The 17,476-nt window shown below is 62.4% G+C and carries 14 protein-coding genes; 4 read left to right on the plus strand and 10 right to left on the minus strand.

Annotation, left to right across the window (positions count from 1 at the left end):
- Position 1: 1 nt before the first annotated feature.
- The 6 genes from WJU18_RS09460 to WJU18_RS09485 all read right to left on the minus strand — a co-directional run bounded on the left by WJU18_RS09460 (position 2) and on the right by WJU18_RS09485 (position 7,678).
- Positions 2 to 1,528, minus strand: coding sequence for an ABC transporter substrate-binding protein (locus WJU18_RS09460; RefSeq protein ID WP_423459826.1), 1,527 nt, complete (start codon positions 1,526 to 1,528; stop codon positions 2 to 4).
- 21 nt (positions 1,529 to 1,549) lie between these two features.
- Positions 1,550 to 2,680, minus strand: a complete 1,131-nt coding sequence (locus WJU18_RS09465; RefSeq protein ID WP_423459827.1) for a serine hydrolase domain-containing protein — start codon at positions 2,678 to 2,680, stop codon at positions 1,550 to 1,552.
- The gene (locus WJU18_RS09470) at positions 2,677 to 4,110 is read right to left on the minus strand and encodes a serine hydrolase domain-containing protein (protein WP_423459828.1); all 1,434 of its coding nucleotides are present in this window, start codon (positions 4,108 to 4,110) and stop codon (positions 2,677 to 2,679) included. Before WJU18_RS09470 ends, WJU18_RS09465 begins: the two co-directional genes overlap by 4 nt.
- Positions 4,111 to 4,121: 11 nt before the next feature.
- Positions 4,122 to 5,276: a mandelate racemase/muconate lactonizing enzyme family protein gene (locus tag WJU18_RS09475; RefSeq protein ID WP_423459829.1), complete on the minus strand. Its 1,155-nt coding sequence runs from the start codon at positions 5,274 to 5,276 to the stop codon at positions 4,122 to 4,124.
- 229 nt (positions 5,277 to 5,505) lie between these two features.
- Complete coding sequence (locus tag WJU18_RS09480; RefSeq protein ID WP_423459830.1) at positions 5,506 to 6,396, minus strand: LysR family transcriptional regulator; 891 nt, start codon at positions 6,394 to 6,396, stop codon at positions 5,506 to 5,508.
- 85 nt (positions 6,397 to 6,481) lie between these two features.
- The gene (locus WJU18_RS09485; protein WP_423459831.1) at positions 6,482 to 7,678 is read right to left on the minus strand and encodes an acyl-CoA dehydrogenase family protein; all 1,197 of its coding nucleotides are present in this window, start codon (positions 7,676 to 7,678) and stop codon (positions 6,482 to 6,484) included.
- Between the two features lie 23 nt (positions 7,679 to 7,701).
- Between WJU18_RS09485 and WJU18_RS09490 the strand changes: the two genes are divergently transcribed.
- Positions 7,702 to 8,601, plus strand: a complete 900-nt coding sequence (locus WJU18_RS09490) for a LysR family transcriptional regulator (protein ID WP_423459832.1) — start codon at positions 7,702 to 7,704, stop codon at positions 8,599 to 8,601.
- Between the two features lie 40 nt (positions 8,602 to 8,641).
- On the opposite strand, the gene WJU18_RS09495 is transcribed toward WJU18_RS09490, so the two are convergent.
- Positions 8,642 to 9,634 (minus strand): Bug family tripartite tricarboxylate transporter substrate binding protein, encoded by a 993-nt coding sequence (locus WJU18_RS09495; protein ID WP_423459833.1) that lies wholly within the window; start codon positions 9,632 to 9,634, stop codon positions 8,642 to 8,644.
- A gap of 218 nt (positions 9,635 to 9,852) precedes the next feature.
- On the opposite strand from WJU18_RS09495, the gene WJU18_RS09500 reads away from it, so the two are divergent.
- Positions 9,853 to 11,406, plus strand: coding sequence for an AMP-binding protein (locus WJU18_RS09500; protein WP_423459834.1), 1,554 nt, complete (start codon positions 9,853 to 9,855; stop codon positions 11,404 to 11,406).
- A gap of 56 nt (positions 11,407 to 11,462) precedes the next feature.
- Here the strand turns inward: WJU18_RS09500 and WJU18_RS09505 are convergent, their stop codons facing one another.
- The 3 genes from WJU18_RS09505 to WJU18_RS09515 form a co-directional block, all read right to left on the minus strand.
- Positions 11,463 to 13,880, minus strand: a complete 2,418-nt coding sequence (locus WJU18_RS09505; RefSeq protein ID WP_423459835.1) for a TonB-dependent siderophore receptor — start codon at positions 13,878 to 13,880, stop codon at positions 11,463 to 11,465.
- Between the two features lie 147 nt (positions 13,881 to 14,027).
- Positions 14,028 to 15,266: a FecR family protein gene (locus WJU18_RS09510; RefSeq protein ID WP_423459836.1), complete on the minus strand. Its 1,239-nt coding sequence runs from the start codon at positions 15,264 to 15,266 to the stop codon at positions 14,028 to 14,030.
- A 109-nt stretch (positions 15,267 to 15,375) separates the two neighbouring features.
- On the minus strand, positions 15,376 to 15,888 hold the full coding sequence (locus WJU18_RS09515) for a sigma-70 family RNA polymerase sigma factor (protein ID WP_423459837.1): 513 nt from the start codon (positions 15,886 to 15,888) through the stop codon (positions 15,376 to 15,378).
- A gap of 168 nt (positions 15,889 to 16,056) precedes the next feature.
- On the opposite strand from WJU18_RS09515, the gene WJU18_RS09520 reads away from it, so the two are divergent.
- Entirely contained in the window at positions 16,057 to 16,416 is a 360-nt protein-coding gene (locus WJU18_RS09520) for an MmgE/PrpD family protein (protein ID WP_423459838.1), read from the plus strand.
- Between the two features lie 26 nt (positions 16,417 to 16,442).
- Positions 16,443 to 17,444 carry an MmgE/PrpD family protein gene (locus tag WJU18_RS09525; RefSeq protein WP_423459839.1) on the plus strand — a complete coding sequence of 334 codons (1,002 nt, stop codon included), beginning with the start codon at positions 16,443 to 16,445 and terminating at the stop codon, positions 17,442 to 17,444.
- Positions 17,445 to 17,476: the final 32 nt, after the last annotated feature.

A 17,476-nucleotide genomic window follows, 5' to 3' on the forward strand; every position in this document is an offset into this window, starting at 1 on the left:
GTTAGCCCTTCCAGGCTTTTCTGAAATTCACGAACTCGTTCACGTAAACCTGCACATCGTGAATGTTGCTGCGCGTGGCCCAGAGCTGGTCCTCGTAGTAGAGAGTAACGTGAGGGGCTTCCCGGTACACGGCCCTCTGGAGATCGTCCAGCACTTTGCGGCGCTGTTCCGGATCCACAGTGACGCGTTGCTTGAGAATCAACTGGTCCACTTCATTGTTCTTGAAGTTGAAGTGGTTCATGCGGCCTGTGCTTCCGTTGGACAAGGTCTGCGTGAAGTCCATGTCTCCGGTCGGGCTGCCCTTGCCTCCGATGAACATCGGCGCCTTGGCCTGGGACAGCGTGGTCAGATAGGTGCTGATCTCAGGAGCCTGGATCTTCGCCTGGATGCCGACCGCCGCGAGTTGGGCCTGAATGGCTTCGCCCAGTTGCCGATCCATGTTGTAGAGGCCGGTGGGCACGAAGAATTCGGTGCTGAAACCGTTCGGGTAGCCTGCCTCGGCCAGCAGCTTCTTGGCCTTGGCGACATCGTAGGCGTAGGGTTGCAGCGATTTATCGTGGCCAATGATCACGGTGGACTCATAGGAGCCGCCCAGCGTGCCGATGCCACTCAGGACGCCTTGCACCAGCGCGGGCTTGTTAAGGGCGTGGGCCACGGCTTGCCGCACGCGCACATCGTCGAACGGTTTGACCGCGAGGTTCATGCCGAGGTAGATAGTGCGATAGCCGGTGCGTCGGATCACGTGCACCTTGTCGTTCGATTGCAGGCGCTTGACCATGACGCTTGGCACACCGGAAACCACGTCGGCCTGGCCGCTCAGCAGCATCAGGGTGCGGGCGGAGTCTTCGGGCACCACCTTGAAGATCACCTGGTCGAGCTTCGGTTTGTCGCCCCAGTATTTGTCGTTACGTTCAAGCGTGATCTGCTCGCCGGGTTGCCAGCTCTTGAGCTTGAAAGGCCCAGTGCCGACGGGTGCCCGCTTGATGTTGTCCCCGGCCTTTTTTACCTGTGTGGGACTGAGGATGTAGACGTTGTAGGCACTTAATTGCGCGAGCAGAGGAGCGAACGGCTCTTTGGTGGTAATGCGGAACGTGAGGTCATTCACCACTTCCATTGATTCCACCGCCGCCAGCGTACTGCGCCGGGGCGAGCCGGTAGCGGGGTTGAGAAGGCGCTCGTAGGTGAACTTCACTGCTTCCGCGTTGAACGGCGTGCCATCGTGGAAAAGCACACCAGGACGCAGCTTGAAAGTCCAGGTGCGCTTATCGTCCGATACCGACCAGGAAATCGCCAGTCCCGGGCCGATCTTGCCATCGGCATCCTGGGCAGTGAGCGCTTCGTGTATAGCGCCCGCCACGCGAAAGGTGGGGATGTCAGTGATGAACTGCGGATCCAGCGTTTGCGCATCGACGCCTGCGGCATAGGTTAATGTGCCGCCGGTTTTTGCCTGCTGGGCGAATCCGGAAGGTGAAAGAAGCGCGGTCGCAGCGGCGATGGCGCTGCCTTGGAAGGTTCTGCGATTGATCATGCTGTTGTCTCCTGGGTAGTTTTAGTGCCGTGCGCCGGCGATTCGTCCAAGCAGTGCATCGCATCGGGACCGGTCGGTCCAGCGCAGTACGGCCACGAGGTCTTGCTCCGCATCAGTCCAGATCACGTGTTGACCTCCGCCAATGGCCAGCACCGCCTGGCCTGAAATCGAAGGGAAAAGCGCGCGGTCCGTGTTGAGCCACCACATGAATCCATATTGGCGGTTCACCGTGCAGGGACGTGTCATCTCTGCGAGGTATTCACGAGAGATGATCTGCTCGCCGGCCCATTCTCCGCCCCGCGCCACCAGCAGGCCCATGCGGGCATGATCGCGCGTGGAGATGAAAAGACCGGCACCCCAATGGCCTCCTCCGGAAACAGAAGGGATTTGCCGGCCGCCGATGTCTACATAGGCATTGTCGTAGCCGTGCCATTCCCAATCGCCAGAAGCACCGATGGGGGTCATGATGCGCTCGCGAAGCACTTCGTCCAAGCCGCAGCCGAAGAGGCGCGTGAGTGATAGCGCACAGCGGTTGACGCGCACGTCGTTGTACTCGAAGCGCGTTCCGGGCGCTTCGAGTTCGCGGGGTTGGCCTTTGCGGCTGTTGGCGTCGCTATCGCGAGGGCCCGCCTGGCGGTGATGGTCCACGCTATCGGGCTTGCCCCACAGAGTGCCTTGCCATTCGCTCGTTTGCTGCAGAAGGTGACGCCATGTGATCAGGGCATTGTGCGGGGAGCGGAATCCTTCATCCTCCGGCGGCATGGCATCGCCTACGCAATCGTCGAGCGAACGGATGAGCCCGTCGTCGTATGCGATACCCGCAAGGAGGCTCAGGTAGCTTTTGGCTGCCGAGAAGGTGGTGTCTGGCCGGACGGTATCTCCCCATTCGGCCACGATGCGGCCACCGCGCGTGACCAAGCCGCTGGTGCCTCCGCGTGGGCGCACGATGCCAATCGGTTGGTCATGCGGAGGCTGATCGTTGACGTGCGCCGTGCCGACATAGCGGCCATCGGACAGGTACAGGCTTTTCGGCCAGTCGCACTCCGAGGCCTGAGCGAACTCGATGGCATCCCGCAGGCGATCGGCAGACATACCCGTGGCTTCGGGTGCCACCTGCGCCCACTCGTTTGCGGAGGGGAAGTACCGGGTCATGCGGTCTCCAAGCTCAATACGGGAAGGAGTGCGCCGAGCGCTTCGTTCACCTTGTTCTTGGCATTGACCCAGCCGCACGAGTGACCCATGCGGACGATGACGGTATCGATGGAGGGCGCGATGAACACATACTGGCCGCCGCCACCCGCCATGTAGAAGGTATCGGGTGGGAGCGGGAATTCCCCGATGCTGTTGATCCAGAACTGTCCACCATACTGGCCTTGCTTCCAGGCAGGCGCGGGAGCGCGGACGAAACGGGTCCATTCCTCCGGCAAGACGCGATCTCCTTGCCAGAGGCCGCCACGCAAATAAAGCAGTCCGAGGCGCGCCCAGTCGCGGGCCGTGCCGTAGTTGAAACCACTTGCGATGAAGCGTCCCGCGCGATCCGGTTCCTGTATCAGTCCATGCATGCCCACACGATCGAACAGGGTCGCCTGAGGCCAAGTCAGCGGATTACTGCCAAGCGAGCGCACGGTGCTGTGAAAGATCGTGGCCAGTGTCAGCGTATCGCAGTTGCGGTAGCGGCCCACGGTCGCAGGTGGATGCTCGGCAGGCCTGTTTGTGGCGAACTGTTCCACGTCCAGTGCCTGGGTATAAGGCAGGAAATGTTCCGGCAAACCGTCCCGCCAACTGCTGCGCGGGTCATCCTGCCCGGTGCAGCGCAAGCCGCTCGACATATTCAGCAGATGCCGCAGGGTGATCTGTGCGCGCGGATCGCCTGGGGCCTGCCAGGCAGGCACGGGCGCGGGCGCGTCCAGTGCGAGCGCGCCTGAACCGACCAACTGGCCAATAAGCGTGGACATGACGCTCTTTCCCATCGACCAGCTCTCCAGCGGCTGATCGCCCGACAGGCCGGCAGCGTAGCCTTCGCCCACGATATCGCCTCCTCGGATGACCAGCAGGGCCGCATGGTGGGCGTCCTTGTCACCGAGTGCGGCCTCGATGACCTGTTGCACCGCGGGCAGAGGTCGATGAGCGCCGCACCAGTTGCTCATTGGCCTCGGGCCTCGGCGCAGCTGGATGGGTTCGAAGACGACTGAGCGGTCGCCATCTCGCGGCAAAATCAGGCAGCCTTGATCGGGCACATACTGGGCCGAACCCTTCAGATTCCCGAGCGTGGCAAGTCGGCGTTCCTCGCCCTCCCAGTCTGTTTCGAACCCCGGATACGCGGCACGGTGCGCGGCGACCAGTTGGGCAGCCACTTCCGGGGTCATGCTTAGTTGAATATCGACACGTCGTCCAGGGCGGTCCAGCGCCCAGCGTGCATGTTGCCGCAACACATCAGGGAGCTGATTCGCATGCAACGCTGAAGGAGCGCTATGCGCAAAGGCCTCGGCAGGTTCTCGTCCAGAGACAAACACCGCGGAAGCCAGCACCTTGGCAGTGGTGGCCAGCAGTAGCTCAATCGGAATCACATGCTCTTCGGTCATGGGCATCGCGCTCATGCCTTACCCACACCGCGTGAGCCCGGCAGCTTGGCCAACTCGGCCATGCGTTCCCGATTGGGGGCGAAACCCAGGCCAGGCTTTTCGGGCAGCGTGAGGATGCCTTTGTCTGGTTCAGGGAGATCATCGAAGACTTGCTTGCATGCCTCTACCGCCACGAAGTGGTATTCCACCAGGGATCCGTTGGCCAGGCCGCCGTGCAGGTGCATGTTGTGATGTGGCCAAGCGCCGCCATTGGCAAAGCGCGTGTTGAACGCCTGTGCCAGGCCGGCGATCTTGGCGCACTGGGTAAAACCTCCGGTGATGCAGGCGTTCGGCTGAACCACGTCCACCGCCTGCGCTTGCAGCATGTCACGGAAGCGGCTGGCCAAGCCTTCGTTCTGCCCAGCCGCCAACGGGATGGAGGTCTTGGCGCGCAGTTTGGCGAGATTGGGAATATCGTTGGCGGACACGGGCTCCTCGAAGAAGCTGATGTCATAGGGTTCCACATGTTTGGCGAGCTTCAGCGCATGGAAATAGTCAAGACTGCAGTTGGCGTCAATGTAGATTTGCACGTCGGGGCCTACGGCTTCGCGGACAGCACGGATTCGATGGACGTCTTCGGCGATCACGGCATCCAGCGGTCGTGGTTCGTCACGGCGCTGCAGCGCATGGTGGCCGACTGTCATCTTCAAGCGTTTGAAGCCCCGCTCCACCCATTCGCGTGCGGCCTGAGCCAGCTCATCTCGGTCATAGAAAGCAAAACCGAAGGTGGCATACACCGGTACCTGGTTCCGGGCGCCTCCCAACAGGCGCCAGCAGGGTTGGCTCAGTGCCTTGCCCTTGAGATCCCAGAGCGCGAGGTCGATCGCGGCGATGGCATGGCTTCCATAGCCTGACTGGCCGCGCGGCGTGAGCAGCCAGTAGAGCTTCTCCCAGGCCTTTTCATGGCACAAGGGATCCATGCCGATCAGAGCATGTGCCGCGATGTCATTGATGACAGACCCGATAACCTCTTCCTCGGTAATGGCCGTCATGCCTGTGCCGACGAGGCCGGTATCGGTTTCCACGTCTACCACGCAGATCGACAAGCAGGTGCTTTTTGTTTTTCCGTTGCTACCTACCGTGACTGGCAGGTTCAAGGGGGTTGCGTGTACGCGGGTGATTTTCATGCCGTCTCCGTCTAGGCGCCAAGGTGACGTTGAAGCAATCGCCATGGCGCGGCGCCCCGGAACAGGGTGAGCTGCAAGGCGCAAACATTCAGCGTCGCCTTAAGTGTGGCGAGCGCTTGGAGATGCAGCAACAAGCTGGGCCGAACGCGGCTTTCGTCATTCACGAAATCCGGGATAACCCGAATGACGAGGTTCCCGCTACGGCTGGAATTCAGGGCAGGTGATGAGGTTACCTTGCAAGCAATGCATCAATGAAGGTCTTGGTGGCTGGCGACGGCACAGGGTCATTGCGCACGGCGATGCGATGCGTACGGCGCGACCAACTGTTCGTGAGCGGGATCGCGACCAGTGGAAGTTGTGCGAGCTGTGGCCCAATGGCTTCCAGCGGCAACACGCCGACGCCGAGCCCCCCCGCAATCATGCGTGTCTGCGCGTCAAAGCTCTGCATCCGCATGCGAACTTTCAGCTTTTGCCCTTCGGCGCTGGCCGAACCTTGCAGGCGAAGCGAAAGAGCGGTCGAATTGGCCAGTCCGATGAAGGGCTCTTCGAGTGCATCACGCAAGGCTACTTCCGGCTGCCCTGCGAGTCGGTGGCCTTGGGGTACCAGCAGAACCAGCGTGTCATTGAAGAAATCCGTGAAATGCAGGCCCGGTGGCGCCACCGGCAGATCGAGAATGCCTACATCCACTCGGCCTTCGAGTAGTGCCTGAGGAATATCCGGGCTACCGCGTTCTTCCACCTCGATCTGGATCAGGGGATAGTCCCGCGTGAAGCGCTCGATCAGCGAAGGGAGGATTTCCATCAGGGCCGATGCGTTGGAAAGCACGCGCACATGGCCTTTCAGCCCGCGCGAATAGTCCTGCAGATCCGCGGCCAGCCGATCGGCATCGGACAGCAGCGCACGGCTGCGCTCCAGCAGCATGTGTCCGGCTTGTGTCGGATGTACCCCGCGTGGCGAGCGATCGAAAATGCGAAAACCTAGCGAGTCTTCCAGCAGCGATATACGCGTGCTCGCCGCGGCCACGGAAAGGCCGAGGTGATTGCAGGCCGAACTGATGGAGCCGAAATCCGCCGCGCTGATGACCACGCGCAAAGTGACTAGATCGATCGATTCGTTCATGGCGAGAGTCAGGCCACCTCGATGGTGGCTGGCATGGGGTCTCCTGAATCAGTCGATTGTGCCGCGAAGCGCGTGGGATTGGGTTCTATTTGTCCAGTATTCCCTTGGCGATCGTATTCCGCTGGATTTCACTCGTGCCGGTGACCACACGGTACATGCGCAGCCGGCGGAAGATGAATTCGACCGGATGGTTGTGGGTGACCCCCACGTTGCCGTGAATCTGGACGGCCTTGTCCGCGATGTCGAAGCACCGTTCGGACACGAAGAGCTTGCACATGGAAGCTTCGGTGCGGACGTCCTGGCCCGCGTCTGCCGCGCGGGCGGTGGCGAGGATCATGTGCTCGCAGGCATAGAGGTTGGTCGCCATGTCGGCCAACATGTGCTGGATGGCCTGGAAGCGGCTGATCGCGCCGCCGAATTGCTTGCGCTGCTGCGCATACGCCAGGGCGTGTTCGTAAGCTTGCCGGGCCAGACCCAGCATGGTCGGGCAGTGCAGCAAGCGGTTGGTATTGATGCGGTTCATCGCGATGCGGAAGCCCTGGCCTTCCTCGCCGATCAGGTGGCTTACCGGTACGCGCACGTTCTCGAAGATGATGTCGGCGTCGACGAACTGACAGCTCATCGGTATGCAATCGAAGTCCAGCCGCACACCCAGCGCGTTCAGGTCGACAAACAGCGCGGAGATGCCCTGGCTGCCGGCATCCGGATCGGTCACGCACATGAGAATGGCCGCGTCGGCGAAGGTCGATGCCGTGATGAAATGTTTGTGCCCGTTGACGATGTAGTGATCTCCGTCCCGCACCGCGCGCGTCTGGATGCTGGCGGCGTCGGAGCCGGATTGTGGCTCCGTCATCGCAAAGCAGATGCCTTTTTCGCCCGCGACCACCGGATCGAGGTAGTGGCTCTTTTGCTCCGGTGTCAGGTATTTCACCAGCGAGCCAATACGCGAGGGGCCGCCCCAATCGCCCAGCACGTGCGGAAACAAGATGGCCCCTGATGCCGCGGCATCTTCCTTCAGCAGGCAGTGCTGCTCGATGGTCAGCCCCAGCCCACCGAGCTGCCGCGGCAGTTGAGCTCCGTAGAACCCCAGCTCGCGGCAGCGCCGCCAGATGCCATGAATCAGCGAACGCTCGAATTGGTCCTCATATCCAATGCTCAGGCTTTTTTCCAGGGGTACGAGCTCGGATTTAAGATAGTTGTCCAGGCGCGAGCGCACCGCTTCGAAGGGTTCGTCGCCAGCAGGTGGCGTTGCCGCCGATGAAGGGTGTTGAATAGCATTCATGGTGAGGGGCTTGAGGGGTTGGGATGAGAACTGACGATCTGCGTTATTTCGTTGCGGTCGCTACCGAAGGCCACGTCGGCCGCGCGGCACAGCGGCTTGGTGTGACGCAGCCGGCGCTCACCAAGGGCGTGCAGCGGCTCGAGGCCAGTCTCGGCCTGCAGCTTTTCGAGCGCACCTCGCGCGGGATGTCGCTGACCACCGTCGGTAGCGTGTTTTTCGAGCGTGCCAAGCATTTGTGCCTGGGGCTCGATGAAGCTGTACAGGAAGCAGAGGACCTGCATCTTGGGGCGATCGGCACGATCCGTGTCGGGGTTTCTCCGCCGTTTGCGGACAACCTCGTGAGCGAAGCGTTCGCCCGGCTTCTCAAACAGCGGCCCGGCGCCAAGATACGTGTGTCCATCAGTCTGAATGACAACTTGCTGCACTCGCTGAGGCTGGGTGATCTGGACATTTCAGTCAACGCCCTCGACGACACCGAGCCCGACGATCTTCATTACCAGGTGCTGTTCGACGATGAGCTGTGCGTGGTGTTGCGCGAGCATCACCCCTTGCTGCAAAGGCAGAGCTTGAGCCTGGCGGATCTCGCTTCCTGGCAGTGGGCCTTGCCCGCCACCCAGGTGCTTGCGCGCCGCCGCATCGAGGCGCGTTTTGCCGAAAATGGCTTGCCGCCGCTCGACGTGGCTTTCCAGACCGACACGTCGATGACGCTGGCCCCCTCCGTGTTGCGCCGCACGGACCTGCTGGGATTGATGCCTCGTCAATCGCTGCGTTCCGCCGTGGGCCAAGGCCTGGTCGCGCTTGATCTCCGCAACGCCGTTTGGCCACGGCGCATTGGTGTCATCTCGCGGCGCGGGGCTTATCTTTCGCCCTTGGTGCAGCGATATATTGAAGTGCTGACGGAGCGCGCGCAAGAGATGGCATGACATATTGAACCCACTCTTGGAGCTTTAGAGCTTTAGAGCTTTAGAGCTTCAGATCGGCAATCACCGCCTTGAAGCTCTTTGCGTCCTGTAGCGAGAAAGATTTCATCTCTTCGGGCGTGCCGGGCGTGGCAGAGAAGCCCTGGCTTTCGAACATGCGGTGAACCTCGCTGCTGGAAAGCGCCTTGGCGGCGCTCTGGTTCAGCCTGGCGACGATGTCGGCGGGCGTCTCCTTGGGAACGGCCAGGCCCGCCCAGCTTCCGGTATCGAGATCCTTCATGCCCATTTCGGCCAGCGCGGGGATGCTTGGCGCCACCTTGGAGCGTTTCCTGCTGGTCACGCCAAGCCCCGCTACTTTTCCGGCTTGAATGAAGCTCAGGGCCGGGCCGATCGCGATGATAGCCAGGTCGATGTTGCCGGAGACCAGATCGTTCATGACATTGGCGCCGCCCTTGTAGGGCACATGCAGGATGTCCAGCCGATAGTGGCGCTTGACGAGCTCGAACGCCAGGTGCATGGATGTTCCCACGCCCGGGGAGCCGTACGACAGCTTGGCGCCGGATTTGACTTTCTCCTGCAACTGCTGAAATGTCTTGATGCCGCTACCCGGCGAAGCCATGATCACATGGGGGGCCAGACTCAGGCGTGACACCGGCTGCAGATCCTCCAGTGGATCGTAGTCCAGCGATTTGTAGATATCCCGTGCCGTGGCCAGGTTGCCGCCGTAAAGCAGCAGTGTCTGGCCATCCGGCTTGGCTCTTACCACCCTGGCGCCCGCGATGGTGCCGCCCGCGCCACTGACGTTCTCCACGATCATGGGCTTGCCAAGATCCGAGGCCATGGCCTTGGCGACGATACGTCCGATCGAGTCGAACTGGCCGCCCGCGGAGAAGGGCACGACCAGCGTCACAGGCCCTTGCGGATAGGCGGGGGCGGCCATGCTCATACCCGGCAGCGCGGCGGCAGCACCCAGGCTCAATCCCTGGAGAAATTGCCTGCGGTTGGCGTGACGCGGCGAAGCGTTCGAGAAGTTCATGTCGTCTCCTGATTTTTGGTGGCCCCAGTTTCAACTCCTCAGGGCGCGGGCGTGATAGCGAAACATGCCGGGACGATGACAAAGCGGAATGACCGCCCTTCGCGCCGGGGTCATAACGCAGCGGCATCGGTTCGAGCGAATCGCTTATCGCGCGGACTGCAAAGCGTTCCTAGCATTCCCAGGCACCGTGAATCCACTCATCGCACAGGAGACTCCTCGTGAACCAGGGCCGCTTCATCACGCGCAATGCGCGCTACTTTCCCCATCAACCCGCCGTGATCTTCAACGATCAGGTCATGACGTTCCAGGAGCTGGACCGCCGCTCCAGCCGTCTGGCGAATGCGCTGTTGGGGCTGGGGCTGCGCAAAGGGGACCGGGTCGCCTTTCAGATGTCCAACCGCCCGCACATCGTGGAGATTGAAGTCGCGCTGTACAAGGCCGGGCTGGTGAAGATGCCGCTGAACGCGCGTCTGTCGCCGAACGAAGTGGTGGATGTGATCAGCAACGGCACACCCAGCGTCTTCATCGTCGGCGACTCGCACAGCGAGCTGGTGCAGTCCATTCTCGGGCGAATCGAAGTGCCTGCGTTCGTTTCCTGTGGCGCGCGGGTCGGCGGCTGGCTGGACTACGAAACCTTGTTGCAGATGGCCAGCGAGACGAGTCCTGACGTCGAGATGCAGCCGGGGGATCTGGCGGTGCTTCACTACACGTCCGGCTCCACGGGCAAGCTCAAGGCCGCCATGCAGACAGTCGGCAACCGCCTGGCACATCTGCAGAAAGTGGGCATGCACCGCATGCGCGTCACAACGGGCGACGTGCTCGCCCTCAGCGGCCCGCTGACGCATGCGAGCGGCATGTTCATGCAGCCCTTTCTGTACCAGGGCGGCACGCTGCTGATCCAGGACCGCTTCGATCCAGGCATGCTCATGTCGGCCATCGAGCGCTGGCACGCGAGCTACACCTTCATGGTGCCCACCATGCTCAACCGTCTGGCGACCAGCCCCGAGGTGAGCAAATACAAGCTCACGAGCCTCAAGCAGATCGCTTACGGCGGCGCTCCCATGGCGCCCGCGCGGATCCGCGAGGCTTGGCAAACGCTGGGTCCGGTGCTTTCGCAGGGTTATGGCGGTGGCGAAACCACGGGTGGCCTTATTCTGTTCGATACACCTTCCCACGCGCGCGCGCTGGCCGAAATGCCATCGCGGCTGGCTTCCTGTGGCCGCCCCATCGGGCTGTCGCAACTGATGGTCGCCGATGCCGAGGGAAATCCGGTCAGCGGCGATCAGGTGGGAGAGATCGTGGTGCGTGGCCCGGATGTCTTCGCCGGGTATTGGGGAGAGCCTGAACTCACCGCGCAATCGTTCACCGACAAAGGCTGGTTCAAGACCGGCGATCTGGCCAAGGTCGATGAAGAGGGGTTCGTCTACATCGTGGATCGCAGCAAGGACATGATCATCTCCGGCGGCTTCAACATCTACCCGACCGAGGTCGAGCAGGCGCTGTACCAGCATCCCGCGGTCTACGAAGCCTGTGTCGTCGGCGTGCCTGATGAGGTCTGGGGCGAGTCCGTGAAGGCCGTCGTCGTGTTGAGGCCCGGACTCGAGGCGACCGAGGCGGAGATCGTCGGGCATTGCCGCGAAGTGCTCGCGGACTTCAAGAAGCCACGCTCCGTTTCATTCGTGCCGGAGTTGCCGCGGAACCCGAACGGAAAGATCTCGAGAAAGGCGGTGCGCGACCCGTACTGGGCCGGCCTCGATCGCCGGGTGGGATGAGCGGCACGGTGCCGGGAAGCCGTCACCTTCATTCTTCCCCGACGGGGAGGGGGCGGTCAGAAGTCGTAGCGCATGCCGACGTTCACGCTGCGGGGCGCGCCCCAGGTATAGAACAGGCCAACGGCGCTGAAGTTCGTCATGCCGGACATATATTGTTTGTCCAGCAGGTTGTTCACGTTCAGGCTCAGTGACAGGTTTTTGTTGACCTGGTAGCGCGCCATCAGGTCGAAAACGGCATAGCCGCTTTGCGCCAGCGTGGCCGCGCCGTTGGTCACGGAGGTCTTGCCTTGCCAGCGGGCGGCGGCTCCCACGGTCAGTCCCGTCAGCGGGCCGCGGCTGAAGCGGTAGGTCGAGCCCAGTTTCATCTGGTACTTGGGGTAGTTGCTGGCACTGTTGAGCGAGCTGTTTTGCTGCACGAGGCTGCCCTGCATCTGCCAGCCGCGGGCCAGTTCCCCGGACAGTTCCAGCTCCCAGCCACGCCGCGTGGCAGCGGAAACCGCGCGGTAGGCCGTGGATCCGCCGGGCGTGAGGCCACCGGTTTCTTCCGCGGTGTTTTTGGTCTGCATCCAGAAGTGGCTGATGCTGGCGTTCAAGCGCTTATCGAAGAACTCGCCCTTGGCGCCGATCTCATAGGTGTTGCCTTGTTCGGGGTCGAGGGTTCGGCCTTGTTCATCTTGCGAGGTCTGCGGCTGAAAGATGCTGGCGTAGCTGGCATAGAGCGAGACGTTCGGGTGCACTTCGTAGATCAGCCCCGCATAAGGCGTGAACACGGCGTTTTCCTTCATGTCGTAGTTCCACCAGTAGGGCGTGATGTCGCGTTCGTCGAATCTGGTGACGCGCAGCCCCGCGATCACCTGCAGTGGGTCCGCCACGCGGAAAAGCCCGGCGGCATAGACATAGCGTTGCTTCTGGCTGAAGGTGTTGTCGCCAAATTCCCAGTCGCTGGTGTCCGGCTTGGGCAGAGAACCACCGCCTTGGGCAAAGCTCATTCCCAGATCGGCCAAGGGCACCAGCGTCAGTGAGCGGAGCGGCAACTGCACGCTGCTGTGAAAGCGCGAAATGCCCGCGCCTGCCAACAGCTGGTGCGTGCGTCCCATCAGATTGACGGGGCCTTTGACGTCCATGGCCACCGTCCAGTTGCCGCTCTTCATGTTTTTCCAGCGGCCATAGTTCACGCGGTCCTGATCATAGAAATAGCCCGCGAACATGTCATCCATGGTCACCTGCTCGTGCGAAAACTTGAGCGTGGCAGACCAGTCGTTGGCCAGGCGCTGCTCCAGGCTGCCAAACACGCTGACCGAGTTCTGGTCGTAGCCACCCCATTCGGCGCCGGTATTGAACGATCTCGGCATCCAGGGCACTTCAGCGCCTGCCTTGGTGTAGCGCTGGATCGGCTGCGTGGTACCAATGCCGTACGCATCGCGCTGGCGGTAGGTCACCCCCACGTTGAGGAGCGTGCTGGGTGACAGATCTGCTTCCAGAGCGCCGTATAGCATCTTGCCGGAACTGCCTTGGTTGTCACGGAAGCTGCCAGCGTCCGAGGCTGAGGCGACGAGGCGCCCGCGCACCGTACCCGCCGCGTTCAGGGGGCCGCTCACATCGGCCTGAGCGCGGTAGGTGTTCCAGCTGCCCGCGTCGGCGCGCACGCTGGCCTGAAATTCATGCGTGGGCCGTTTGCGGATCATGTTGACGGTGGCGCCATAGTTGCCTTTGCCAGCGATCAGGCCCGAAGAACCCTTCAAAACCTCGATACGGTCGATCTCGGCCATATCGTCAAGGGAGTAGAGGGTGCTGGTGAGGTAATACCAGCCGCTTCGGATCTGGTTCAATCCATCCGTTTGCAGATTGACGTCCGTACCGCGGGCCTGGTAGTCGGTGGCATCGCCCTGGCGGTAGATGCCTATGCCAGGGGTTTGCTCCATGACGTCGGTCAACGTATCAAGCTTGAAGTCGTCCATGCGCTGGCGTGTCATTACCGTGACGGACTGGGGTGTTTCGCGCAGCGAGAGGGCCAGGCCCGTGGCAGTGCGGCTCGGGCCGGTCTGGGTGTAGCTGCCGGTTCCTTCGGTCGACCCATCGTGCAAGGCTTGCGCGCGCACCGTGACGGTGGGCAGGCTGGCTTCCGAGTTGCTTGAAACAGGTGGCGGAGTCCTGCGGATGATGACCTCCGCCCCTTTGAGATCCGCCGTCAAGCCGCTGCCGGCCAGCAGTTGATCCAGCGCTTGCCTGGGGGTCAGCGTGCCCGAGACGGCTGGCGCATGCTTGCCCGCCACGAGGTCGGGATGCACCATCAGCTGCAGCCGCGCCTGCCGGGCCAGTTCATTCAGGGCCGTACCCAGCGGCTGCGCGGGCAGTGAGATGGAAGCGGCCGCAGAAGGCTCTTGCGAAAAGGCTGGAGTGGCAAATGACAATGGCAACAAAGTCAGCGCGGTGGCCAGGGCGATTGGCCCGAGTCGGAAGCGCGGGTGCGGCATGAAAGCGATCTCCACAATAGAAAAGAAGGGTTCCTGGATGTGCTGACGCACGGGCCTTCGATCTGTTGAGGTCGGTCGTGAACTTTCTTGCAAAAACATGTGGCGAGGGTCAGGCCACCTGGCCCGGGTGCTGCTCGCCTCATGATTTCAACGGGCGCTGGGGGCTGCAGCTATCTCGGTTTGCTCGCCCATGGGGCGTACCTGTACAGGCAAGACCTGCGGCAAGGCACGTACAAACGCGCCGACGTGCTGCAGATCGAAGCTGCCATGCACTTTGAGTGCGGCGACCGCGGGATCACGGATCACCAGGCCGGTTGCTCCATAGCGCTCGAACTCTGCCAGCGCTTGTGCGAGCGGGGTGCCGTTGAAGTTGACTCGCCCTTCGCGCCAGGAAGCTGGGGCGGGGGATTCGCTGCTGACAGGACCGAGGGTGCCCGCGGCGGTCGCGGTGACAGACTGGCCCGCAGCGAGTTCGACATATCCGCCAGTTTCAAGGGCCTGCGCCTCACGCGGCGTACCCGCCGAGAGGCTGGCCACGCGCACACAGCCTTCCTCCACGACCACGTTGACGCTGCCGTCGCCGCTCAGGCCGCTGCGGGTATGCCGCACCGAGAAGCGTGTGCCGACCACTGTGATGCGCGTGTTTCCCGCGAGCACATCGAAGGGTTGTCCTGGGTTGTGCTGCACGGCGAACAGAACCTGTCCTTCGGACAGGCGGACTTCGCGCCGTTGGCGGAAAAGGGCCACGTCGATCCGGGTGCTGGTGTCCAGCCACAAGGTGCTGTCGTCGGGCAGTTTCACTTCCTTGCGCTCGCCGCGTACCGTGGAAAAGGCCTGCTCGAACGTGGGGGATCGTTGCCATGCGCGCCAGCCATACCAACCGCCGCCGCCCACACTGAACGCCACCGCCGCCATGGTCGCTTGAGGTACGAACCGGCCCAGCCCGATGAGCCATGAGCGCCGGCCGGGTGAGGCGGGTACCGGCGGCCTGGCCGCTTTTCCTGCCTTGGGGAAGGAAGGTACAGGAGGAAAGGGCGCGGCGATGGCGCGTGGCGGCGGGGTGGCGGCTTCCCTTGGCGGCAAGCCGGCCTTGAGCGCCTGGACGCTTTCATCGGGCAACTCGTCCATGTGGCCCCAGACCTCTTCCAACTGCTCCAGCGCCTTGGCGTGGGCGGGATCGGACGCCAGCCACTCTTGCAGTTCGGCCTCTTCCTCGGCGGTGAGCCCGTCCTGGCCGCGCACCAACCAACTGGCGGCGGCGGCATCGATCGGGTTCTGGCCGGCGATGAATTCAGCAAAATCGCGCGCATCGGCTTCCTCTTGAGAGGAGTGCAACGAGCGCGTGTCAGGCCTCGAGGCGGTGCGTGGGAGATGGAACTGGCTCATGAGGGAGTAGGGCTTCTTCCAGATGTAGACGCGCGAAAGCCCGATCAGTGGAGGTCTGGAAGCGGAGTCGGGGTAATTATTTATTCCACAGGTGCTGGCGGCACAGACTTTAACGGGCCCGGCCGTTGAAGCGGTCGTCGCAAGCCTTGCAGACGAGCACGGCCCGAATGACATGCTGGGCCACCATGTTGCGGGAAATGCCCATTTGATCTGCGACGTCCTGATGCGAGAGGCCGTCGAATCTGTTCAGGAGGAAAGCTTCGCGGCAACGCGTCGGCAGGCTTTCGATGGCGGCATGGATGGCCTGGGCGTATTGGCTGAACGCGAGAATTTCTTCCGGCTGCAGATGCCGAGGCGCCAGGGGCTGTTCGTTTTCCAGCAGCGTGTCGAGGCTCAGGTGGGAACGGACCTCTGCACGCCGGTGCTGGTCGGTGAGCAGATTGCGCATGGTGCGAAACAGCAGCGCGCGCGGGTCTGCAACCGTGGTGCCTGATCGCTGGACACCCAGCAGGCGCGCATAGGCTTCCTGCACCAGGTCGGCCGCCGCGTCACGGTCTTTCACGGCGCGGGTGCAGAAATTCAGCAACTCCCTGTAGTAAGCGCTGGAAGCCTGGGCCTTCATCTCGGTTCAGTCCGTTCCCGCTGGCGTGTCATATGAATTGAGAATCATTTTCATTTGAGTGGGTGGATTTTATGGTGCATTCCGCATGACTGGAGGTGGCTTGAGAAAGTTGATGGCGGATTTGTTTTTGAATTTCATACAATGAAAGAAATTTCATTGAACAAAACAATGACCCAAGTTCCTGAAAACACGTTGATCGCTCATTTGCAGGCGCAGGCTGCTCGCGGCGTGCCCTCAGACAGCCGGCTGCGTTTGGCGCAGGCGCTGCTCGACTGGTTCACCGCCGGATGGTCGGGCAGCGCCATGGCGCTGGCCGCACCCTATCGGCAAGTGGCGCGCAGCGCTTTCCCTGGCGCAGGTTCGGCGCCCGTGTTTGGAGCGGGCGCGCTCATGCCGCTGGGAGCAGGTTTTGCCAACGCAGCCATCGCCCATCTGCGGGAGATCGATGACGCGCATCGTGCCGCCATGCTTCATCCGGGTGTGGTCTCGATCTCACCTGTGCTGGCATTGGCAGCCGAGGGGGGCTGACGCAGCGGCAGGTCATCGCGGGCGTTGTGGCGGGCTATGAGGTGGCGTTGCGCCTGGGAGAGGCGCTCGGCACGAGGCATGCGGCGCTGTTTCATGCCACGGCGACTGCCGGGGCCGTGGGCGCGGCAGCGGCCAGCGGGGTGGCGCTGGGACTATCGGGGCAGCAGCTGCACCACGCGCTTGGCATCGCGGCCACGCAGTCCGCCGGTCTGTGGCAATTGGTGGATGACGATGCGCACGAAGCCAAGTCCTTGCACCCCGGCTTCGCGGTGCGTAACGGCATGATGGCCGCTTGGTCGGCGCAAGCAGGCCTGCCGGGTGCGAGGGCCTTTTTCACCGGTCCGCGCGGCCTCTATGCCCTGCTGGCCGGCGATGGGCCGCTCGAGGCGATCCATGGCGGGCTGGAGGAGGGCGACCGCCTCAACACCACCACCATCAAGGCTTGGCCCAGCTGCGCGCAACTCTTCACGCCGCTGGATGCCATGCGCGCTTTGATGGACGAACATGAAGGTGTCTCCGCCTCCCGGGTGGAGGCCATTGAGGTGACTATCTTTCCCCACGCGCTCAAGATTGCCGGTGTGGACTGGCCGACGAAGGCGACAGAGACGCCTTTCAGCTTGCGTTATGTGTTGGCTGCCCTGTTGTTGAAGGGGCGGCTGGGTATCGATGAAATGGAGTCTCCCGATCTGGCCGATCCGGCACTCATCGCATTGGGCAAGAAAGTCCGCGTAGCCACGAGTGATGAGTTCCAGAAGGCGTTTCCCGCGCGGCGTCCGGCGGAGGTCTCCGTGGTAATGAGGGATGGCCAGCGCTTGACGGCCAAGCGTGAACTGCGGCGCGGTGATCCGGAGGATCCGTTCTCGTGGGAGCAACTGCAGCGGCGTATGCGTGCCTTCGCACCTGCCATGAGTGATGCCTGCGCGGCCCGCATCACTGCTTGGTGTGAGCGCTTTGCTGATCCTGCTTGTGACAATGAGTTGTGCGAGGTGGATGCGGCGTTGTTTGGTGTGGAGGATTCGGCCGAGTAGGTTCAGGTCACATGAGCGCGGCTCTTCGCTCC

Source organism: Ottowia sp. VDI28, from assembly GCF_049532675.1.
Classification (GTDB): Bacteria; Pseudomonadota; Gammaproteobacteria; order Burkholderiales; family Burkholderiaceae_C; genus Ottowia.